Source organism: Variovorax sp. GW821-FHT10D07 (genome assembly GCF_059415325.1).
The window spans coordinates 107,132-127,743 of sequence record NZ_JBWKMZ010000015.1 but is presented as its reverse complement, the minus strand read 5'-3'; the positions used below and the strand labels follow the sequence as shown (position 1 = coordinate 127,743).

The following is a 20,612-nucleotide window of genomic DNA, read 5'->3' as shown; positions in this document are numbered from 1 at the left end:
CAGTCCCGGGATTTTGGGCGCCAGCCACTACCATGGCGGACTGTCCCTTCTGGAGGAGATTTCCATGCCGGTGGTTTTGGTCGCCAATCCCAAGGGTGGCGTTGGCAAGTCGACGCTCGCGACGAACATCGCGGGCTACTTTGCGAGCCGCGGCCATGCCGTGATGCTCGGCGACGTGGATCGCCAGCAGTCCTCCCGGCTCTGGCTCGGGCTGCGTCCACCGCAGGCGCGGCCGATTTCGACCTGGGACGCCACCGGCGACAACAGCGTGGTGCGCCCGCCGCGCGGCACCACCCATGCGGTGCTCGACACCCCGGCCGGCCTGCACGGCTGGCGCTTCAAGGACGTGATCGGGCTGGCCGACAAGCTCATCGTGCCGCTGCAGCCGAGCATCTTCGACATCTACGCCACGCGCGAATTCATCGACCGGCTGCTCGAGCAGCGCCGCGCCGAGAAGACGCAGATCGGCCTGGTCGGCATGCGCGTCAACGCCCGCACCCTGGCGGCCGACCGGCTCAACGAATTCATCGCGGGGCTGGGCGTGCCGGTGGTCGGCGAGCTGCGCGACACGCAGAACTACGTGCAGCTCGCGGCGCGCGGGCTCACCCTGTTCGACATCGCGCCGGGCCGGGTGCAGCGCGACCTCGAGCAGTGGCAGCCGATCTGCGAATGGCTCGAGAGCTGAGCCGCCGTGCGCCGCTGCGCCCCAGGTATTCCCTGAGCCCGCTTGTCGCCGTGCCGACACCCGCGGCCGCGGCCTTGCCGCTAGAGTGCGGCGCATGACCAAGAAGACCTTCCAGACCCTTCAGGATCTGGCCGCCTGCGTCGGCCAGGAAGTCGCGGTGAGCGACTGGATCACCATCACCCAGGAGCAGGTCAACCAGTTCGCCGAGGCGACCGGCGACCACCAGTGGATCCACGTCGACATCGAGCGCGCGAAGGCCGGTCCGTTCGGCGGGCCGATCGCCCACGGCTTCCTCACGCTGTCGCTGCTGCCGCGCTTCTACGAGACCGCGCTCGACGTGGTGGAGTCGCGCATGGGCGTGAACTACGGCCTGAACCGGGTGCGCTTCATGTCGCCCGTGCCGGTGGGCAAGCGGCTGCGCGCGCGCATGAAGCTGCTGACCGCCGAACCCATTGCCGACGACGGCATCCAGATGACCTGGGAAACCTCCATCGAGCTCGAAGGCGCGGCCAAGCCCGCCTGCGTGGCCGAGTCGGTGGTGCGCCGCTACCGCTGAGGCGGGCGGCCCCTTGCTTTCTTACATGCGGCGGTCGCTGATCTCGCCATAGGCGGCCGCGCCCTGGCGCGTGATGCCCACCGCGCTGGCGCGCACCGCGGCGCGGTCGGTCATGCCGTCGGTGGGGCGGGCCACGCCGGTGCCGCCATTGGTGATGCGCAACGGCTGCCGGGCCTGGGCCTGCACCTCGGCGCGCGACAGCGTCGACTGGAACGGTGCCGCGGGCAGCGGATTCTGTTCGCCCTGGAAGGCCTGGGCGCCGTGGCTCAGGACCAGGGTGGCGAGGGCGGCGAAGGCGATGGACTTGGCTTGCATGGTGGAACTCCTCGTGCCCCGTGTGGAGCGTGGGTGGATCGGCATGCCGGAATGCATCGAGCCGGCATGCTTTCCATACGGGGGATTCCGCCGTTCGGATGCGACCCCATCGCGCGAGGGGTCGCGATGCCTCATTTGAATCCGTTTTGCCGCCAGGCCTCGAACACCGTCACCGCCACCGCATTCGACAGGTTGAGGCTGCGCTGGCCTTCGCGCATCGGCAGCCGCAACCATTGCGCGGGATCGAAGCTCTCGCGGATCGCGGGGGGCAGGCCGCTGGTCTCGGAGCCGAACACCAGCCAGTCGCCGGGCGCGAAGCGGATGTCGTGCACGGCGCGGGTGCCGCGCGTGGTCAGCGCAAACAGGCGATCGGGCGCCGGCCGCTCGCTGTCGAGCAGCGCCTGCCAGCTCGCATGGCGGCGCACCTCGGCGTACTCGTGGTAATCGAGGCCGGCGCGGCGCAGCAGCTTGTCGTCCATCGAGAAGCCCAGCGGCTCGACCAGGTGCAGGGTGCAGCCGGTGTTGGCGGCCAGGCGGATCACGTTGCCGGTGTTCGGCGGAATCTCGGGGTGGACCAGGACGATATGGAACATGGGCCCGATTGTCGCCACGCTCAGTGCGGCCTGTCGGTGCGCGCCAGCACGATGCCCGCGACATGCGCCGCGCCCGCACGGCGCAGCACCTGGGCCGCGCTGAACAGCGAGGCGCCGGTGGTCATCACGTCGTCGACCAGCACCACGCGCCGCGCGGCCAGTGCATCGGCGCGCAGCGGCTCGACCGCGAAGGCACCCTGGAGGTTGCGCATGCGCTCGGCGCGCGAGAGGCCGCGCTGGGCCGGCGTCTCGCGCGTGCGCAGCAGCAGCGCGGCATCGGTCTTGGCGGGCGCGAGCCGGCGCGCCAGTTCCAGCGCCTGGTTGAAGCCGCGCTCGCGCAGCCGGCCCGGCGCGAGCGGCATCGGCAGCACGCAGTCGCAGGCATCCAGCAGCGCCGCCGCCGAGGGGATGGCGCGCAGCAGCTGCGCCAGCGGGCCGGCCCAGCCGGTGTCGCCGTGGAACTTGAAGTCCGCGACGCAGTCCGGCCACGGCCAGGCGTAGTCGCAGGCCGCGAGGCAGGCATCGAGCGGCGGCGGGTGCACGACGCAGTCGCCGCAGCGCGCCACGCCCGCGGGCAACGGCAGCGCGCAGGTCTGGCAGCGCGGCGCGCTGGCGGCGAAGCGCGCGGCGCAGGCCTCGCACACCGGGCGCGACGGCCAGTCGCGGCACAGCGCGCACTGGCTGGGCAGCCGTGCCAACAGCGAGGTCAAAGGGCGCGCGGTCCAACGGCTGAGCATGGGCTCAATATACTCACGCCCCCATGCCCACCGACCCCCAACGCCGACCGCCGACCATCGATGCCGCGGCGGCCGCCCGCTGGCGCCGGCTGGCGCCCGCCGACGGCTCGCCCTGGCTGCACGAGGAGATCGGGCGGCGCATGGAAGACCGGCTGCAATGGATCAAGGCCAGGCCGCGCCACTGGGCCGACTGGGCGCCGCTGCGCGGCGGCCTCGAGGCGCACGAGCTGCTGGCGCGCCGCTACCGCGAGGCCGAGGCCTTCGTGATCGAGCCCGAGCCGGCGCTGGTCGCCGCGACCTCGGCCGCGCTGGCCGCGCCCTGGTGGAGCGCGCGGCGCTGGCAGGGCGGCAAGCTGCGCTTCGACGGGCTGCCCGAGGAGGGCGTCGACCTGCTCTGGGCCAACATGGCGCTGCACATGGCGGCCGACCCCGAGGCGCTGATCGCGCACTGGCACCGGCAGGTCGCCACCGACGGCTTCCTGATGTTCTCGTGCTTCGGCCCCGACACCCTGCGCGAACTGCGCGCGTTGCATGCGCGCCTCGGCTGGCCGGCCGCGAGCCACGAGTTCACCGACATGCACGACTGGGGCGACATGCTGGTCCATGCCGGCTTCGCCGAGCCGGTGATGGACATGGAGCGCATCGTGCTGACCTGGGCCACGCCCGAGGCCGCGCTGGCCGAGCTGCGCACGCTCGGGCGTAACCTGCATCCGGCGCGTTTTCCGGCCCTGCGAGGCCGGGCCTGGCAGGCGGCCCTGCACAAGGCGCTGCCCGAACTCGCGCCGGCCGAAGGTGGCGAAGGCCGGATCGCGCTGACCTTCGAGATCATCTACGGCCATGCCTTCAAGCCGACCCCGCGGGTCTCGCTGTCGGCCGAGAGCGCGGTCTCGCTGCGCGAGATGCGCGAGATGCTGCAGCGCGGGCGCCCGTCCGCCCACTGAAGACCGTTGTAGCGCGGCCCGCGCGTGCCGCATTCGGTACACGGCCGCTGGTATCTACCCGCTACAATCCGCCGTTGCGTGAAACTCGTGGGTACATGCCCGCGATCGAGGTCCGTCGGAACCCGTGGAAGACAAGGGATCTGGCGGGCGCCGACTTACCGATTTGCTGAACTCGCCCGTGTCGAATTCCGTGTTTCGATTTGCCACTGTTTCAGGCCAGAACATCCACTGGTTTCTGAAGCGGAACTGCTCGGTGACGCCGAGCCAGCTCGGCTGGCTCTACGCTTCACTGTGCGTGGTATCGCTCGGTATCGGAACGGTCTTCTGGATGCACGGCGCGCCGCTCGTGTTGCCGTTCGCCTGGCTCGAACTGGCTGCCGTGGGGTTCGCGTTCATGGCCTACGCCCGGCATGCGACCGATGGCGAGAGGATCATGCTGCAGGCGGGCCGGCTCGTGGTCGAACTCGAGAACGGCGGGAGCTACGAGCGCACGGAATTTCTCCCGCACCGGGTGCGGATCGAGCCGCAGACCGGCGACCGATCGCTGATCGAGTTGTCGGGTCAGGGTCGATCGGTCAGGGTGGGGCGCTATGTACGGCCGGAGTTGAGGGCCGCACTGGCGCGCGAGATTCGGATGGCGTTGCGCGGCGCCTGAGGGGGCTCGCGCGGTGCTGCACGGTTGGGTTTGTTGAAAATTTGAAGAAACGTGAACACGATGAAGAGCATTTGGCGCAATAAGTTCATGCCGGCAATGCTGGCGGCCGGCGCGGCTTTCAGCGGCGCGGCGCACGCAGTCAACGATCTGCCCGGCGGCCCCTCGGTGCGCCAGTTGAATCTTCCGGTCGGTGTGACCAAGATTGCGCAGGAGCAGCACTTCCTGCACACGGTGATGATGATCATCTGCACGGTGATCTTCGTGGCCGTGTTCGCGGTCATGTTCTATTCGATCTGGAAGCACCGCAAGTCGGTGGGCCACAAGGCCGCCAACTTCCATGAATCGGTGGTGGTCGAAGTCATCTGGACCATCGTTCCCTTCCTGATCGTGATCGTGATGGCGCTGCCCGCCACCAAGGTGCTGGTGGCCCAGAAGGACACCACCAACGCCGACCTCACGATCAAGACCACGGGCTACCAGTGGAAGTGGGGCTACGACTACCTGAACGGCGAAGGCGAGGGCCTGGCCTTCATCTCCACGCTCGACAGCTCGCAGCGCGCGATGTCGGACGCCGGCGCCAAGGGCGCGATCCCCGACGACTACCTGTTCAAGGTTGACAACCCGCTGGTCGTGCCGGTGCAGAAGAAGGTTCGCATCATCACCACGGCCAACGACGTGATCCACGCCTTCGCGGTGCCGCAGCTCGGCATCAAGCAGGACGCGATCCCCGGCTTCGTGCGCGACACCTGGTTCCGTGCCGAGACCGTCGGCGACTACTACGGCCAGTGCCAGGAGCTGTGCGGCAAGGAACACGCCTACATGCCGATCCACGTGAAGGTGGTCTCGGCCGCCGACTACACGACCTGGGTCGCCGCCAAGCGCAAGGAAGCCGCCGCCAAGCTCGACGACCCGACCAAGGTCTGGACCCTGCCCGACATGATGGCGCGCGGCGAGAAGGTCTACGCCGCCAACTGCGCGGCCTGCCACCAGGCCAACGGCAAGGGCGCGGGCCCGATCAAGGCGCTCGATGGCGACCCGAAGGTGCTCGACGCCGACCACAAGGTGCAGCTGATGGTGCTGCTCAACGGCCAGAACAACGGCGCGATGCCGTCCTGGAAGCAACTGAGCGACACCGACCTCGCGGCCGTCGCCACCTACACCAAGAACAGCTGGTCGAACAAGACGGGCCAGATCGTGCAGCCGGCCGAAGTCCTTGCCCTGCGCGGCAAGTGATCGGTTGACCGGAACAACACAGCGAACAGCGCCCAGCGACGAGATATTCAAGGAACGATGAAATGAGTGCAGTCCTCGACCCCCACGGTCACGCCAACGGCGACCACGCGCACGACGACCACCATGACCACCACGCGCCCACCGGCTGGCGCCGCTGGGTGTTCGCGACCAACCACAAGGACATCGGCACGCTCTACCTGCTGTTCAGCTTCACGATGCTGATGGTGGGCGGCGTGCTCGCGCTGCTGATCCGCGCCGAGCTGTTCCAGCCGGGCCTGCAGCTCGTGAACCCCGAGCTGTTCAACCAGTTCACCACCATGCACGGCCTGATCATGGTGTTCGGCGCGATCATGCCGGCCTTCGTGGGCTTCGCGAACTGGATGATCCCGCTGCAGATCGGCGCCTCGGACATGGCGTTCGCGCGCATGAACAACTTCAGCTTCTGGCTGCTGATCCCCGCGGCGCTGATGCTGGTCGGTTCGTTCTTCATGCCCGGCGGCGCACCGGCCGCGGGCTGGACGCTCTACGCACCGCTCACGCTGCAGATGGGCCCCTCGATGGACGCCGGCATCTTCGCGATGCACATCATGGGCGCCTCGTCGATCATGGGCTCGATCAACATCATCGTGACCATCCTCAACATGCGCGCCCCCGGCATGACGCTGATGAAGATGCCGATGTTCTGCTGGACCTGGCTCATCACCGCCTACCTGCTGATCGCCGTGATGCCGGTGCTCGCCGGCGCCATCACGATGACGCTGACCGACCGCCACTTCGGCACCAGCTTCTTCAACCCCGCCGGCGGCGGCGACCCGGTGATGTACCAGCACATCTTCTGGTTCTTCGGCCACCCCGAGGTCTACATCATGATCTTGCCGGCCTTCGGCATCATCAGCCAGATCGTGCCGGCCTTCGCGCGCAAGAAGCTGTTCGGCTACGCCTCGATGGTGTACGCCACCTCGTCGATCGCGATCCTGTCGTTCATCGTCTGGGCGCACCACATGTTCACGACCGGCATGCCGGTCACGGGCCAGCTGTTCTTCATGTACGCGACCATGCTGATCGCGGTGCCGACGGCCGTGAAGATCTTCAACTGGATCGCGACCATGTGGCAGGGCTCGATGACCTTCGAGACGCCGATGCTGTTCGCGGTGGGCTTCATCTTCGTGTTCACGATGGGCGGCTTCACCGGCCTGATCCTCGCGATCGCGCCGATCGACATCCAGCTGCAGGACACCTACTACGTGGTGGCCCACTTCCACTACGTGCTGGTGGCCGGCTCGCTGTACGCCATGTTCGCGGGCTACTACTACTGGGCGCCCAAGTGGACCGGCGTGATGTACAACGAAACGCGCGGCAAGATCCACTTCTGGTGGTCGCTGATCTCGTTCAACGTCACCTTCTTCCCGATGCACTTCCTGGGCCTGGCGGGCATGCCGCGCCGCTATGCCGACTACCCGATGCAGTTCGCCGACTTCAACGCGGTGGCATCGGTCGGTGCCTTCGCCTTCGGCCTCGCCCAGGTGTACTTCTTCTTCTTCGTCGTGCTGCCGACCATGCTCGGCAAGGGCGAGAAGGCACCGCAGAAGCCGTGGGAAGCCGCCGAAGGCCTCGAGTGGGAAGTGCCGTCGCCGGCGCCGTTCCACACCTTCGAGACGCCGCCCAAGCTCGACGCGACCGCCACCAAGGTGATCGGCTGAGCGCCGCATCGTCCTACGCATCCCCGACGATCGAGACCGCCACGCGATGACGCCCGAACAGAGAAGAAACAACCGCCGCATGGGGCTCACGCTGGCCTCGATCGCGCTGATCTTCTTCGTCGGCTTCGTCGTGCGCATGGTCTGGTTCAGCGGCCGCTGACGCGGTCTTTGCAAGCCTCAAGGCACAGGAGCACACGCACATGAGCCTCGGTCAACGCATCCGGCGCGCCAATGTCCAGATGGTCGGCAAGCTGGCCGTGGTCGCCTGCGGCATGTTCGCCTTCGGCTATGCGCTGGTGCCGCTGTACCGCGCCATCTGCGAGATGACCGGCATCAACATCCTCGCGCTCTCCGAGCTCGAGGTGCCGGGCGGTGCGAGCGGCGGCAAGAACGTGCGCGTGCCCGACAACACGCAGGTCGACATGACCCGCACCATCAAGGTCGAGTTCGACTCCAACGTGCGCGGCGGCCTCTGGGACTTCAAGCCGGCCGAGCGCACGATGGAAGTGCACCCGGGCGAGCTCAACACGGTGATGTACGAGTTCCAGAACGTGCAGAACCGCCGCATGGCCGCGCAGGCCATCCCGAGCTACGCACCGCAGCAGGCCGCGCCCTATTTCAACAAGCTCGAGTGCTTCTGCTTCAACCAGTACACGCTCGACGCGGGCGAGAAGAAGCAGTGGCCGGTCGCCTTCGTGATCGATCCCAAGATCTCGAAGGACGTGAAGACGATCACCTTGTCGTACACCTTCTTCGAGGTCGGCGGCAAGACGCCCGCGGCGCCGGTCGCCGTCGCGCCCACCGCCGCCGCCGAGCCGCGTTCGTGATGGTCGATTCGCCGCCCACACCCGGAACGCCGCGCAAGGGTTCGCTGCTCGCGACCCTCAAGGCGGTGGCCTGGTCGTTCTTCGGCATCCGCAAGAAGAGCGCGTACCAGGACGACCTGGCCAAGCTGAACCCGCTGCACATCATCGCGGTCGCCTTCGTCATGGTGATCGCGTTCATCGTCGGCCTCGTGCTGGTGGTGCGCTTCGTGGTCGCGCCCTGAGCCCCGAGCGAACGAACCCACGCTACCCAGAACCCATCGAATCGAGAGAAGAAAGAAAGCCAGGAGCTGATATGAGTTCAACCACCCACGGCACCACGCCTTACTACTTCGTGCCAGGACCCTCGGCCTACCCGGTCGTGTCCGCCATCGGCCTGTTCTTCGTGATCCTCGGCGCGGGGCAGTGGATCAACGGCCACCAGTGGGGTGCGTGGTCGCTGCTGCTGGGCATGCTGATCTGGCTCGGCACGCTGTTCGTGTGGTTCCGCGCCGCCATCGGCGAGAGCGAGAGCGGCCAGTACGGCCACAAGATCGACCTCTCGTACCGCTGGAGCATGAGCTGGTTCATCTTCTCCGAGGTGATGTTCTTCGGCGCCTTCTTCACCGCGCTGTGGTGGGCCCGCACCCATGCGCTGCCGAACCTCGGCAGCCTGGACAACGCCCTGCTGTGGCCCGACTTCAAGGCCGTGTGGCCCAGCGTCGCGGCCGGCGTGACCGGTTCGCCGGCCGGCATCGTCGAGCCGTTCCAGACCGTCGGCCCGTTCTGGCTGCCCACGATCAACACCGCGCTGCTGCTGAGCTCGGGCGTGACCCTGACCATCGCCCACCACGCGCTGCGTGCCGGCCATCGCGCGCAGACCATCCGCTTCATGTGGCTCACCGTGCTGCTCGGCGTGATCTTCCTGGGCGTGCAGGGCTACGAGTACTACCACCTGTACACCGAACTGAACCTCAAGCTCAGCTCGGGCACCTACGGTTCGACCTTCTTCATGCTGACCGGCTTCCACGGCCTGCACGTGTTCATCGGCATGCTGATGCTGCTGTTCATCACGCTGCGCCTGCAGAAGGGCCACTTCACGCCCGAGCGCCACTTCGGCTTCGAGGGCGCCGCCTGGTACTGGCACTTCGTCGACGTGGTGTGGCTCGGCCTCTACATGCTGGTCTATTGGCTTTGAGCGAAGCACCTCGCGGCATTCCACAAAAAAGGCGCCGTCAGGCGCCTTTTTCATGGTTCTCGTGGAACGAGCACCACCTACTTGCCGAGAGGGAGCCCGGTGGGCTGGATGTAGCCCAGTTTCCAGGCCAGCAGCATGCAGAGGAACAAAAGGACCGAGAGGCCGATCCGAAAGGTGAGCGCGCGCGCCATGCCGCCGCTCTTGGCGCGCCCGTTGCGACCGTCCTTCAACATGTAGAAGAGCGCGAAAGCCAGGCTCGCGAAGATGCCCACGAACAACAGGGCAACGAAGTATTTCATGACCCGCATTATCGGCCGCCTGCCACCCGCGTTCCAGTGACTCCCGACCCCCTGAACCCGCCTCCCGGCCGCGCGCCGGACACCGCCTCCTCCCGCCAGCGCAGCGACCGCGGCTGGACCTGGGCCCGCTTCTGGCTGATGACCATCGCCGCGCTGGTCACCGTCTCCTCGACCATCTCGCTGGGCCGCTGGCAGCTCTCGCGCGCGGCGCAGAAGGAGGCGCTGCAGGCCGAGATCGACGGCCAGAAGCTCAAGCCGCCGCTCGAGCAGGCCGATTTCCTCGCGCTCGAGCGTCCCGCCGAGATGCTGCACCGCCCCGTGCACCTGCGCGGGCTGTGGCTCGCGGCGCAGTCGGTCTACCTCGACAACCGCCAGATGCATGGCGTGCCCGGCTTCTACGTGCTGACGCCGCTCGCGCTCGAGGGCAGCAACCAGACGGTGATGGTGCAGCGCGGCTGGATCCAGCGCAATTTCAACGACCGCACGCAACTGAGCGCGGTCGAGACGCCGGCCGGCCTCGTCGACGTGACCGGCCTGATCGAGCCGCCGCCGGGCCACCTGCTCGAGCTCGGCAAGCCCGCCGCGCCGGCCTCGGCACCGGCTGGCGAGGGGTCTTCGCCCATCCGGCAGAATCTCGACCTCGAAGGCTTCCGTGCCGAAACGCAACTGCCGCTGCGCACCGACGTGTCGCTGCAGCAGACCGGGCCTGCTTCCGAGGGCCTGCAGCGCGATTGGCCGGCGCCCGCGCTGGGCCTGGAGAAACACTATGGCTATGCATTCCAGTGGTTCGGCCTGTCGGCCCTCGTGGTGATCCTCTATGTCTGGTTCCAATTCATTGCCCCCCTCCGGCGCTCGCGCCGCGCACGCCGCGATGCAGTCCGCTGACGAGCCGCTGGGGCTGACCGTGCACTCGATGCCGTCGCCGACCCAGGCGCTCGACGGCGCGGAGGGCCGCCGCACGGTCGTCGGGCGCTGGAAGATGATCGCCGTGATGCTGATGTGCGCGGCGCCCGTGATCGCCTCGTACTTCACCTACTACGTGATCCGGCCCGAAGGCCGCAGCGTCTACGGCCAGCTGATCGACCCGCAGCACGAGATGCCCGCGCTGACCGCGGCCGACCGCGCGGGCGCGCCGGTCAGCCTGCAGACGCTCAAGGGCCAGTGGCTGCTGGTGGCGGTGGGCGATGCCGCCTGCGACGCCTTGTGCGAGCAGCAGCTCTACCTGCAGCGCCAGCTACGCGAGGTGCTGGGCCGAGAGAAGGACCGGCTCGACCGCGTCTGGCTGGTCAGCGATGCCGCGCCCGTGCCCGAGCGCCTCGAGAACGGCCTGCGCGGCGCCACCGTGCTGCGCCTGCCGCCCGAACAGCTCGCCAGGTGGTTCACGCCCGAAGCCGGCCACACGCTGGCCGAGCACCTGTTCGTGGTCGACCCGATGGGCAACTTCATGATGCGTTTCCCCGCGCGCATGGATGCCAAGGGTGCGGGCCGCGCCAAGCGCGACCTCGACCGCCTGCTGCGCGCCTCCGCCTCGTGGGACGAGCCGGGCCGCTGAGCGCGACGCACGACGACGAAGACGCACGACGCTTTCAATCAAGATGGACTCCAGCTCGCTCTACGACCTCACGCCGATCGCCTGGCTGCTGGCGGCCGGCGCGCTGATCGCGCTCGGGCCGCTGGTCTGGGTGTGGCGGCGCAACGCGGGGGCCGGCCCGGCGCGGCGGCTGCATGCGCTGACCGTGCTCACCCTGTTCCTGACCTTCGACCTCACGCTGTTCGGCGCCTTCACGCGCCTCACCGATTCGGGCCTGGGCTGCCCCGACTGGCCCGGCTGCTACGGCAATGCGAGCCCGGTCGGCGCGCGCCACGAGATCGCGATGGCGCAGGCCGCGCAGCCCACCGGCCCGGTCACGCACAGCAAGGCCTGGGTCGAGATGGTCCACCGCTACCTCGCCACCGGCGTCGGCGCGCTGATCACGGTGCTCGCGGTCGCGACCTGGGTGGTGCGCGCGCGGCAGAGCCAGCAGGCGAGGGCGGCGCCTTCGTCGGCGCGGCAAGGCGCAGACCATGCCGCGCTCAGCGCCTGGTGGCCCGCGGCCACGCTGGTCTGGGTCTGCCTGCAGGGGGCCTTCGGCGCGCTCACCGTCACCTGGAAGCTCTTTCCCGCCATCGTCACGCTGCACCTGCTGGGCGCCGTGGTGCTGCTCGCGCTGCTGTGCATCCAGGCCGTGCGCTACCGCCAGGTGGCCGCGCAACGCCTGCCCACGCCGGTGTCGCCGGCGCTGCGCAACGGGCTGATCGCGACCTCGGTGCTGCTGGTGCTGCAGATCGCGCTTGGCGGCTGGGTCAGCACCAACTACGCGGTGCTGGCCTGCACCCAGTTCCCGACCTGCCAGGACAGCTGGTGGCCGCCGATGAATTTCGCGCAGGGCTTCGAGATCTGGCGCCATCTCGGCGTGACCGGCGAGGGCGTGCCGCTCGATTTCGCGGCGCTCACCGCCATCCATTACGCGCACCGGCTGCTGGCGTATCTCGTGTTCGTCGCGCTCGGCCTGCTGGCCTGGCGCATGCGCCGCATCGACAGCCTGCGGCCGCAGGCCGGCTGGCTCGCCGGGCTCGCGCTGCTGCAGCTCGCCACCGGCCTGGGCAACGTGCTGCTCGGCTGGCCGCTCGCGGCGGCCGTGCTGCACACGGGCGGCGCCGCGGCGCTGGCGGTGGTGCTGGTCTGGGCGCTGTGCGAAAGCCGGCGCGAGCAGGCGGCCGGCGCCCGCCTGTCGCGCGCGAACCCCGCCGTTCCACCCGGCGCCCCCTTGCGCGGCGCGGAGGTCCCCCGATGAGCACCCCGATTCCCCTGCAGCAGGCGCATGGCGCGAGCGTGCTGCGCCAGTTCTACGCGCTCACCAAGCCGCGCGTGGTGCAGCTGATCGTCTTCTGCGCGCTGATCGGCATGGTGCTGGCCGTGCCCGGCGCGCCCTCGTGGCTCGACGTGCAGCGCGCCGTGCTGGCCTGCATCGGCATCTGGCTGGTGGCGGGCGCGGCGGCCGCCTTCAACTGCCTGGTCGAGAAGGGCATCGACGCCAAGATGAAGCGCACCGCCTGGCGCCCGACCGCACGCGGCGAGCTCAGTGACCGCCAGGCGTTGCTGTTCTCGGCGGCGCTGTGCATCGCCGGCTCGGTGCTGCTGTGGTTCACCGTCAATCCGCTCACCATGTGGCTGACCTTCGCCACCTTCGTCGGCTATGCGGTGATCTACACCGTGATCCTGAAGCCGCTGACGCCGCAGAACATCGTGATCGGCGGCGCCTCGGGCGCGATGCCGCCGGTGCTGGGCTGGGCCGCGATGACCGGCGAAGTGGGGCCCGAGGCGCTGATCCTGTTCCTCATCATCTTCCTGTGGACCCCGCCGCACTTCTGGGCGCTCGCGCTCTATCGCGTCGAGGACTACCGCAAGGCCGGCCTGCCGATGCTGCCGGTCACGCACGGCAACGAGTTCACGCGGCTGCAGGTGCTGCTCTACACCTTCATCCTGTTCGCGGGCTGCCTGATGCCCTTCATCTACGGCATGAGCGGCTGGCTCTACCTCGCGGTGGCGGTGGTCGTGAGCGTGGGCTTCACCGGCTACGCCTTCGCGCTGTGGCGCAACTACTCCGACACCCTGGCGCGCAAGACCTTCCGGTTCTCGCTGATCCACCTGAGCGTGCTGTTCGCGGCCTTGCTCGTCGACCATTACCTCCGCTGACCCATGAACAAGCGCAATGCCCTGAAGTTGATCGCCGCCGGCGCGGGCTGGACGGCCGTGTCGGCCACCGTGGGGCTGGGCCTCGCGGGCTGCAACGAGACTAAGCAGAGCTTCAATGCGGTCGACATCACGGGCGCCGATTACGCACGCGACTTCTCGCTCAAGGATGCCGACGGCAAGCAGCGCACCATGGCCGACTTCAAGGGCAAGGTGGTCGTGCTGTTCTTCGGCTACGCGCAGTGCCCCGACGTCTGCCCGACCACCATGACCGAGATGGCGCAGGTCAAGCAGCAGCTGGGCGCCGACGGCGACAAGCTGCAGGTGGTGTTCGTCACGGTCGACCCGGCACGCGACACGCCCGAGGTGATGAAGGCCTACATGGGCGCCTTCGACCCCAGCTTCGTCGCGCTGATCCCGACGGCCGACGAACTGGCCGCCACGACCAAGGACTTCAAGGTCTACTACAAGAAGGTCGACGGCAAGACACCCACCAGCTACTCGATGGACCACTCGGCCGCGAGCTTCGTCTACGACCCGCAGGGCCGGCTGCGGCTGTACGCGCGCTACGGCGCCGGCGTGCCGCCGATGGTGGCCGACATCAAGACCCTGCTGGCGGCCTGAGCCGATGACGCCCGGCACGGAGGTCGCGAGCCTCGCCGCAGCGATCGAAGCGGTCGAGCACCTGAAGGCACGCAAGGGCGCGTTCCGCATCGCGCTGATCCCGCCCGAGGTGCTGCATGCGCTCAACGACGGGCTGATCGAGACCGTCAACCTCAACGAATTCCTCGCGCTCGAACTGCCGCAGCTGGCGCGCAGCGTGGCGGGCCACATCGGCCTCGACGCGGCGAGCGAGCGGCTGGTCGACACGCTAGCGATGCTGAGCGCCTTCAAGCCGATGCAGCGGCACGGCCACATCGCGCGGGCGCTGTACGACCTCGCCGCGCTGCACGACGAACGCGATGCGGTCGCGCACCGGCTCGCCACGCATGCCAGCGACGTCGCGCGCTGCTGGGCGGCACAGTGGGTCACGCTGTCGCAATTGCCGCTGGCCGGGCAGCTCGAGGCGGTGCGGCGCTTCGCGGCCGATCCGCATTTCGGCGTGCGAGAGATCGCCTGGATGGCGGTGCGCGACGCGGTCGTCGGCTCGCTCGACGAGGCGCTCGCGCTGCTGCAGCCGTGGGTGCGCGATGACGATCCGAACATCCGCCGCTTCGCGAGCGAACTCACGCGCCCGCGCGGCGTGTGGTGCGCGCAGATCGAGGCGCTGAAGGCCGAGCCCTGGCGCGCGCTGCCGCTGCTCGAACCCTTGCGCGCCGACGGCAGCCGCTACGTGCAGAACTCGGTCGCCAACTGGCTCAACGACGCGAGCAAGACGCAGGCGGAGTGGGTCGATGGCGTGTGCGCGCGCTGGGTGAAGGAATCGAACACGCCCGAGACGCGCTACATCGCCAAGCGCGCGCTGCGCACGCTCGCCAAGACCTCGGGTTGATTCGCCCATGAAAAAGCCCGGCGCGGGGCCGGGCTCGTTCGAAGGGGCGGAAGGGGCGGAAGGGGCGGAAGAAAAGCCGATCAGGCGTAATCGGCCAGCGCCTTCTTCATCTTCTTCATCGCGGCCACCTCGATCTGGCGAATGCGCTCGGCGCTCACGCCATAGACCGCAGCCAGGTCGTGCAGGGTCATGCCGCCCGAACCGTCGTCGTTGACCTTGAGCCAGCGCTCTTCCACGATGCGGCGGCTGCGCGCGTCGAGGGCTTCGAGCGCGGTCGCGATGCCGTCGCTCGACAGGCGGTCGCGCTGCTGCGATTCGAGCAGCGCGGTCGGTTCCTGCGTCGCGTCGGCCAGGTAGGCGATCGGGCCGAAGGCTTCCTCGCCGTCGTCGTTCGGGCTCGGGTCGAGCAGCACGTCGCCGCCCGACAGCCGGGTTTCCATCTCGAGCACTTCCTCGGGCTTCACGTTCAGGCGCGCGGCCATCTGCGTCACCTCGTCGGCGCTCAACGTTTCGCGGTGCGTGCCGGTGTCGGCCGCGGCCGAGTCGGCCTTGAAGCCCTGCTTCATCGAGCGCAGGTTGAAGAACAGCTTGCGCTGGGCCTTGGTCGTCGCGACCTTGACCATGCGCCAGTTCTTCAGGATGTACTCGTGGATCTCGGCCTTGATCCAGTGCATGGCGTAGCTCACCAGCCGCACGCCCTGGTCGGGGTCGAAACGCTTCACGGCCTTCATCAGGCCGACGTTGCCTTCCTGGATCAGGTCGCCGTGCGGCAGCCCGTAGCCCAGGTACTGGCGGGAGATGGAGACCACGAGGCGCAGGTGCGAGAGGATCAGCGCACCGGCCGCTTCGAGGTCGTTGTGGTCGCGCAAACGGCGGGCGAAGCCCTGCTCTTCCTCGAGGGTGAGCAGCGGCAGGCGGTTGGCGGCCGAAATGTAAGCATCCAGGTTACCCAGCGGGGGCACCATCGACCAGGGGTTGGCGACGGCGAGCTGGTTGGCAGAGGCTCCAGACAGGGATGTCATCAGGGGAAACTCCTTCGTATTGGCCATATTAGCACTCGGTTGGAGGGAGTGCTAAGGCAAGGGTTCCCCTAAAGTCTCTATCGGGCCGATAGGCAAGAGCTGTCGGCCGGCGGCCCCGAAGGACCGCGGTCTTGTCCGACTTGCAGCCGGCAAAGCCCCGTAAGCGGGTACTTACCAGCGGATGCCCAGCTTCAACAGCAGCTTGGACACCACGAACAGCGGCCCGACCCAGAGGTATTGGATGTCTTCGAAGAACGAAGGTTTCCGTCCCTCGATCTTGTGGCCGATGAACTGGAAGATCCAGGCCACCATGAAGATGGCGGCGGAAATCGGCAACACAAGGCTGCCCATGGCATGGACCAGCGCCAGCAGGATGGCGGTCTGGATGCCCATCGCGAGCAGGAAGACCGGCGAGCGCAGCGTCAGGTAGTAGACGAGGCTGGCCAGCAGGAAGGCGTAGGCGGCCCAGGGGTGGATCGCGAAGATCAGCCCGACCAGGCTGACCATGATCGCGGGGATCGCGACGAAGTGGATCAGCTCATTGGTCGGGTGCCGGTGGCTCTGTTCGTAGTGGGCCAGCAGGCGGTCGACCTTGCGGTCGCTGGCGACCTCGGGTGCGTGGGCGGTGGCGGTGTGCGGCATGGCGTGTCTCCGTGGCTCGTGCGGGCCGTTCGTTGCGGCCCGCGATGGAATCCGCCGATGGTGCCCCGCGCCGGCTTTGCTGGCAAGTGCTATATAAACAATAGCATTACACCGAGCGGCCATCGCGGGGATCGCCATGACTTCCGGCACTGTCGCGCCCTGGGTGCACCGCTAAGATGCGGCGCGTGGCTCCGCTCGATCCTTCTTCCTCCTCCACTCCCCCGTCCTCGGCGGCGCAGGCCGGCATCGCGCCGCGCGGCCGCACCGCGATCCTGGTGGTCGACGACCACGACCTGCTGCGGCTCGGCGTCTGCGCGCTGGTCCAGGCCCAGGCGACCTCCTCGGGCGCCGCGATCGAGGTCTACGAGGCCGGCAACGTTGCCGACGCGCTCAAGCTCTACGAGGCGCACCAGGATGCCATCGGCCTGGTGCTGCTCGACCTCGCGCTGCCCGACACCCATGGCCTGAGCGGCCTGGCCGAGTTCCGCCTGCGCTACCCCGAGGCCCGCATCGTGGTGCTCTCGGGCACCGGCAACAGCACCCTGGCGCAGGGCGTGCTGGCGCTGGGCGCGAGCGCTTTCCTGCCCAAGTCGGCCGACCTCAAGGAAGTGGTGAGCTTCATCCGCGCCTGCGGCCTGCTCGACCCCGATGCCGCGCAGTCGCCGCCGCCGGCAGTGCCGAAGGCGCTCACCGGCTATGCCGAGTTCGCCCACGCCAGCGCCTGGCAGGAACTGACGCCGCGCCAGATGCAGGTGCTGCAGTGGGTGCTCGAGGGCAAGGCGAACAAGGAGATCGCCCAGCTCGCCAACCTGAGCGAAGGCACGGTGAAGAACCACGTGTCGACCATCCTGCTGCTGTTCGGCATGCGCTCGCGGGCCCAGTTGATCAGCACCCTGCATTGAACGGCGCGCGGTGCTGAACGACCCGGCCGCCGACGTCGTTCTCGGCCAGCGCGTGCTGCGCGAACACGTCGCCTCGGTCTACGACACCTACAGCGCCTCGACGCTGACCCACCTCTGCTTCGTGGCGGTGTTCGGCGCCATCCTCTACGCGCAGCTGCACGACCCGCGGCTGCTGTTCTGGATGGCCGGCATGGTGCTGGCCGACATCTACGTCTTCTTCACGCCGCGCTGGTACCCGGCGCGGCCGGCCGTCGAGAGCCCGTACTGGGCGCGCAAGATTTCGCGCCTGGTCACGCTGGTCAGCATGGTCACGGCCGTCGTGCCCTGGCTGGTCGTGCCGGCCGGCAACCTGCCGATGACCTCGCTGCTGATGGCGGTCATCGTCGGCAGCTGCGCGCGTGCCTCGCAGTCGCTGTGGCCGCTGAAGCCGGCGCTGTTCGGCTACACGCTGCCGATGTCGCTGGGCATGATCACCGCGCTGGCCTGGCAGGGCGACGGGCTGCACCTGTTCCTGGCCGCGGCGGGCGCGGCCTACCTGATGCTGACCCTGCACGCGGGCATCCGCCAGCACAGGTTGCTCACCGATTCGCTCATGCTGCGCTTCGAGAACGAGGCGCTGGCCGCGCGCCTGGGCGAGCAGATCGCAGCCACCGAGCGCGCCAGCCTCGAGAAGACCCGCTTCCTCGGCACCGCCAGCCACGACCTGCGCCAGCCGCTGCATGCCATCGCGCTGTTCGGCGCGGCGCTCGAGAACGAACTGCGCAACCGCCCCGAAGGCCGCAATGCCGAACGGCTGATGCGCGCCGTGAACGCACTCGGCGCCTCGCTCGACACCATGCTCGACGTCTCGCGGCTCGACGCCGGCGTGGTCGTGCCCGAGGTGCAGGCGGTGCAGCTCGATGCGCTGTTCCTGCCGCTCAACCACACCTTCTCGGCGCGCGCCGAGCAGAAGTCGCTGCAACTGCGCGTGCGCGCCAGCGGCCTGTGGGTGCGCAGCGATCCGCAACTGCTGCACCGCATGCTGTCGAACCTGATGGACAACGCGCTCAAGTACACCGCCAGCGGCGGCGTGACGGTGATGGCGCGCGACCGCGGCGAGACGGTCTGGATCGAGGTGCGCGACACCGGCATCGGCATCGCGCCCGAGCAGTCGGGCCGGATCTTCGAGGAGTTCTACCAGGTCGACAACCCGGGCCGCGACCGCTCGCACGGGCTGGGCATCGGGCTGTCGATCGTGCAGCGTCTCTCGCGCCTGCTCGGCCATCCGGTGCAGATGCATTCGCGCCTGGGCCGCGGCACGCATTTCCGGCTGGTGGTGCAGGCCGCGAACGCGCAGGCCAGCGCGCTGGCCGGGCCGTTTCCGCCGCAGGCCGCGGCGGCCGATGCCGAGGAACAGCGCCGCCGCGGCGCGGCGCGGCTGCCCGCGCGCGTGCTGCTGCTCGACGACGAGCAGGAGATCCGCGAGGCCATGACCGGCCTGCTGCGCTCGCATGCGGTCGAGGCGCAGGCCGTGGGCGACGAGGCGTCGGCCGCGCGGGCGCTGGCGCAGGCGCGCGGCGAGGGCCGTCCCTTTGAGCTGCTGCTGTGCGACTACCGGCTGGCCGATGGCGCCGACGGCCTCGATGCCGGCCTGCGCCTGAGCCGGGCCGGCGACGTCGCCACGCCGCTCTTGCTGATCACCGGCGAGACCTCGCCCGACCGGCTGCTGCGCGTGCGCGAGTCGCGCGTGCCGGTGCTGTTCAAGCCGGTGGTGGCGAACCGGCTGCTCGAGGCGATGAGCGAGGCGGTGCTCGCTCGTTGAGGGAGCGGGCGCCCCTCAGTTCCCCAGCAGCGCCTGCGCGAACTCGCGCGCGTCGAAGGTCTCGAGGTCCTCGAGCTTCTCGCCCACGCCGATGAAATAGACCGGGATCGGCCGCTCGCGCGCGATCGCGCACAGCACGCCGCCCTTGGCCGTGCCGTCGAGCTTGGTCACGACCAGCCCGGTCAGGCCCAGCGTCTCGTCGAAGGCCTTGACCTGCGCCAGCGCGTTCTGGCCGGTGTTACCGTCGATCACCAGCAGCACCTCGTGCGGCGCGGTGGCGTCGGCCTTGTTGACCACGCGCTTGATCTTCTTGAGCTCGTCCATCAGGTGCAGCTGGGTCGGCAGCCGGCCCGCGGTGTCGACCAGCACCACGTCCTTGCCGCGAGCCTTGCCGGCGTTCACCGCGTCGAAGCTCACGGCGGAAGGGTCGCCGCCTTCCTGGCTCACGATCTCGACCGTGTTGCGGTCGGCCCAGACCAGCAGCTGCTCGCGCGCCGCGGCACGGAAGGTGTCGGCCGCGGCCAGCAGCACCGAGGCGCCTTCGTTGGCCAGGTGCTTGGTGAGCTTGCCGATGGAGGTGGTCTTGCCCGCGCCGTTCACGCCCGCGACCATGATCACGGTGGGCGTGTGGCGGCCGATCTCCAGCGGCTTCTCGAGCGGGCGCAGCAGGTCGGCGATGGCCTCGGCCAGCAGGCGCTTGACCTGCGATGCATCGGTGGCCATCTGGCTCTTCACGCGGCGGCGCAGGTCGTCGAGCAGGTATTCGGTGGCCTTCACGCCGGCATCGGCCATCAGCAGCGCGGATTCGAGCTCTTCGTAGAGCGCGTCGTCGATCTGGGCATTGACGAACACCGCCTGGATGCCGGTGCCGGTCTTGCGCAGGCCGGTCTTGAGCTTGTCGAGCCAGCCCCGGCGCTCGGGCGCGGGCGGCGGAGCGACCTCGAGCACCGGTGCCGGCACGGGCGCGGGGGCCGGCGCGAGGATCGGGAGGTCGACGGCGGGCGGCGGCGGTGCGACAGGTGGCGGTGCGACGGGCGCCGGCGCCGCGGGCTGGACCGTGGGCACGGCGGGCGCAGCGACCGGTGCCGGCGTGGCCGCGGGTGGCGCCACCGGTGCCGCAGCCGGCACTTCCTTCGCCGCCGGTTTCGCGCCGAACCAGCTCGAGGGCGAGAACACCGAGCGTGAGGGCGCGCTCTCCGCGGCGGGGGCAGGTTCGGCCGGCGGGATCGCTGGCGCCTGCGGGGCCGGTGCTTCGGGCGTTTCCGCGGGTGGTTTTTTCTTGAAGAAACTGAACATCGGGCGCTT

25 protein-coding genes are annotated in these 20,612 nt (G+C 68.9%); 18 read left to right on the top strand and 7 right to left on the bottom strand.

Features of this window, described 5'->3' with window-relative positions:
* The first annotated feature begins 64 nt into the window (after window positions 1-64).
* Together AC07PU_RS33915 and AC07PU_RS33910 are read left to right on the top strand one after the other, a co-directional pair.
* On the top strand, window positions 65-685 hold the full coding sequence (locus AC07PU_RS33915) for a nucleotide-binding protein (protein WP_208512964.1): 621 nt from the start codon (window positions 65-67) through the stop codon (window positions 683-685).
* 94 nt (window positions 686-779) lie between these two features.
* The gene (locus tag AC07PU_RS33910; protein WP_495322604.1) at window positions 780-1,241 is read left to right on the top strand and encodes a MaoC family dehydratase; all 462 of its coding nucleotides are present in this window, start codon (window positions 780-782) and stop codon (window positions 1,239-1,241) included.
* Between the two features lie 21 nt (window positions 1,242-1,262).
* Here the strand turns inward: AC07PU_RS33910 and AC07PU_RS33905 are convergent, their stop codons facing one another.
* From AC07PU_RS33905 to AC07PU_RS33895, 3 genes are all read right to left on the bottom strand, one after another.
* Window positions 1,263-1,556: a DUF4148 domain-containing protein gene (locus tag AC07PU_RS33905; protein ID WP_296788231.1), complete on the bottom strand. Its 294-nt coding sequence runs from the start codon at window positions 1,554-1,556 to the stop codon at window positions 1,263-1,265.
* Window positions 1,557-1,687: 131 nt separating this feature from the next.
* Window positions 1,688-2,149: a tRNA (uridine(34)/cytosine(34)/5-carboxymethylaminomethyluridine(34)-2'-O)-methyltransferase TrmL gene (trmL, locus tag AC07PU_RS33900; RefSeq protein ID WP_203202772.1), complete on the bottom strand. Its 462-nt coding sequence runs from the start codon at window positions 2,147-2,149 to the stop codon at window positions 1,688-1,690.
* Window positions 2,150-2,169: 20 nt separating this feature from the next.
* The gene (locus tag AC07PU_RS33895; protein WP_296801079.1) at window positions 2,170-2,886 is read right to left on the bottom strand and encodes a ComF family protein; all 717 of its coding nucleotides are present in this window, start codon (window positions 2,884-2,886) and stop codon (window positions 2,170-2,172) included.
* A 23-nt stretch (window positions 2,887-2,909) separates the two neighbouring features.
* On the opposite strand from AC07PU_RS33895, the gene AC07PU_RS33890 reads away from it, so the two are divergent.
* The 8 genes from AC07PU_RS33890 to AC07PU_RS33855 all read left to right on the top strand — a co-directional run bounded on the left by AC07PU_RS33890 (window position 2,910) and on the right by AC07PU_RS33855 (window position 9,416).
* Entirely contained in the window at window positions 2,910-3,827 is a 918-nt protein-coding gene (locus AC07PU_RS33890) for a methyltransferase domain-containing protein (protein WP_495322603.1), read from the top strand.
* A 178-nt stretch (window positions 3,828-4,005) separates the two neighbouring features.
* On the top strand, window positions 4,006-4,482 hold the full coding sequence (locus AC07PU_RS33885) for a DUF2244 domain-containing protein (protein ID WP_093348338.1): 477 nt from the start codon (window positions 4,006-4,008) through the stop codon (window positions 4,480-4,482).
* Window positions 4,483-4,542: 60 nt separating this feature from the next.
* The gene (gene coxB / locus AC07PU_RS33880) at window positions 4,543-5,715 is read left to right on the top strand and encodes a cytochrome c oxidase subunit II (RefSeq protein ID WP_093347433.1); all 1,173 of its coding nucleotides are present in this window, start codon (window positions 4,543-4,545) and stop codon (window positions 5,713-5,715) included.
* A gap of 62 nt (window positions 5,716-5,777) precedes the next feature.
* On the top strand, window positions 5,778-7,415 hold the full coding sequence (ctaD, locus tag AC07PU_RS33875; RefSeq protein WP_495322602.1) for a cytochrome c oxidase subunit I: 1,638 nt from the start codon (window positions 5,778-5,780) through the stop codon (window positions 7,413-7,415).
* Window positions 7,416-7,461: 46 nt separating this feature from the next.
* On the top strand, window positions 7,462-7,575 hold the full coding sequence (locus tag AC07PU_RS33870) for a cytochrome oxidase small assembly protein (protein WP_218159410.1): 114 nt from the start codon (window positions 7,462-7,464) through the stop codon (window positions 7,573-7,575).
* 40 nt (window positions 7,576-7,615) lie between these two features.
* Window positions 7,616-8,242 carry a cytochrome c oxidase assembly protein gene (locus AC07PU_RS33865; protein WP_431510358.1) on the top strand — a complete coding sequence of 209 codons (627 nt, stop codon included), beginning with the start codon at window positions 7,616-7,618 and terminating at the stop codon, window positions 8,240-8,242.
* A complete protein-coding gene (locus tag AC07PU_RS33860) occupies window positions 8,242-8,463 on the top strand; it encodes a DUF2970 domain-containing protein (protein WP_296801225.1) in 222 nt (73 codons plus the stop codon). The genes AC07PU_RS33865 and AC07PU_RS33860 overlap by 1 nt, the downstream gene beginning before the upstream one ends.
* Window positions 8,464-8,534: 71 nt before the next feature.
* Entirely contained in the window at window positions 8,535-9,416 is an 882-nt protein-coding gene (locus AC07PU_RS33855; RefSeq protein WP_093347424.1) for a cytochrome c oxidase subunit 3, read from the top strand.
* Between the two features lie 77 nt (window positions 9,417-9,493).
* Here AC07PU_RS33855 and AC07PU_RS33850 read toward each other — a convergent pair whose 3' ends face one another.
* Window positions 9,494-9,724: a twin transmembrane helix small protein gene (locus AC07PU_RS33850; protein ID WP_093347422.1), complete on the bottom strand. Its 231-nt coding sequence runs from the start codon at window positions 9,722-9,724 to the stop codon at window positions 9,494-9,496.
* A gap of 27 nt (window positions 9,725-9,751) precedes the next feature.
* On the opposite strand from AC07PU_RS33850, the gene AC07PU_RS33845 reads away from it, so the two are divergent.
* The 6 genes from AC07PU_RS33845 to AC07PU_RS33820 are packed head-to-tail and all read left to right on the top strand — an operon-like array spanning window position 9,752 to window position 14,940.
* Window positions 9,752-10,600, top strand: coding sequence for an SURF1 family protein (locus AC07PU_RS33845; protein ID WP_408908510.1), 849 nt, complete (start codon window positions 9,752-9,754; stop codon window positions 10,598-10,600).
* The gene (locus tag AC07PU_RS33840; protein ID WP_093347419.1) at window positions 10,587-11,267 is read left to right on the top strand and encodes a redox-active disulfide-containing membrane protein; all 681 of its coding nucleotides are present in this window, start codon (window positions 10,587-10,589) and stop codon (window positions 11,265-11,267) included. The genes AC07PU_RS33845 and AC07PU_RS33840 overlap by 14 nt, the downstream gene beginning before the upstream one ends.
* 43 nt (window positions 11,268-11,310) lie before the next feature.
* Entirely contained in the window at window positions 11,311-12,549 is a 1,239-nt protein-coding gene (locus tag AC07PU_RS33835; protein WP_256222716.1) for a COX15/CtaA family protein, read from the top strand.
* Window positions 12,546-13,451 carry a heme o synthase gene (cyoE, locus tag AC07PU_RS33830; protein WP_208512970.1) on the top strand — a complete coding sequence of 302 codons (906 nt, stop codon included), beginning with the start codon at window positions 12,546-12,548 and terminating at the stop codon, window positions 13,449-13,451. Before AC07PU_RS33835 ends, cyoE begins: the two co-directional genes overlap by 4 nt.
* 3 nt (window positions 13,452-13,454) lie before the next feature.
* A complete protein-coding gene (locus tag AC07PU_RS33825) occupies window positions 13,455-14,072 on the top strand; it encodes an SCO family protein (protein ID WP_398497809.1) in 618 nt (205 codons plus the stop codon).
* A 4-nt stretch (window positions 14,073-14,076) separates the two neighbouring features.
* Window positions 14,077-14,940 (top strand): DNA alkylation repair protein, encoded by an 864-nt coding sequence (locus AC07PU_RS33820; protein ID WP_495322601.1) that lies wholly within the window; start codon window positions 14,077-14,079, stop codon window positions 14,938-14,940.
* Window positions 14,941-15,020: 80 nt separating this feature from the next.
* Here AC07PU_RS33820 and rpoH read toward each other — a convergent pair whose 3' ends face one another.
* Complete coding sequence (rpoH, locus tag AC07PU_RS33815) at window positions 15,021-15,962, bottom strand: RNA polymerase sigma factor RpoH (protein ID WP_057597535.1); 942 nt, start codon at window positions 15,960-15,962, stop codon at window positions 15,021-15,023.
* Between the two features lie 171 nt (window positions 15,963-16,133).
* Window positions 16,134-16,604: an Mpo1 family 2-hydroxy fatty acid dioxygenase gene (locus AC07PU_RS33810; protein ID WP_495322600.1), complete on the bottom strand. Its 471-nt coding sequence runs from the start codon at window positions 16,602-16,604 to the stop codon at window positions 16,134-16,136.
* Between the two features lie 176 nt (window positions 16,605-16,780).
* Here AC07PU_RS33810 and AC07PU_RS33805 point away from each other — a divergent pair, with 176 nt between their 5' ends.
* Together AC07PU_RS33805 and AC07PU_RS33800 are read left to right on the top strand one after the other, a co-directional pair.
* Entirely contained in the window at window positions 16,781-17,506 is a 726-nt protein-coding gene (locus tag AC07PU_RS33805; protein WP_057597537.1) for a response regulator transcription factor, read from the top strand.
* Window positions 17,507-17,516: 10 nt separating this feature from the next.
* Window positions 17,517-19,307, top strand: coding sequence for a sensor histidine kinase (locus tag AC07PU_RS33800; RefSeq protein ID WP_495322599.1), 1,791 nt, complete (start codon window positions 17,517-17,519; stop codon window positions 19,305-19,307).
* Window positions 19,308-19,322: 15 nt separating this feature from the next.
* Here the strand turns inward: AC07PU_RS33800 and ftsY are convergent, their stop codons facing one another.
* Window positions 19,323-20,603 carry a signal recognition particle-docking protein FtsY gene (gene ftsY, locus AC07PU_RS33795; RefSeq protein WP_495322598.1) on the bottom strand — a complete coding sequence of 427 codons (1,281 nt, stop codon included), beginning with the start codon at window positions 20,601-20,603 and terminating at the stop codon, window positions 19,323-19,325.
* Between the last annotated feature and the right edge of the window lie 9 nt (window positions 20,604-20,612).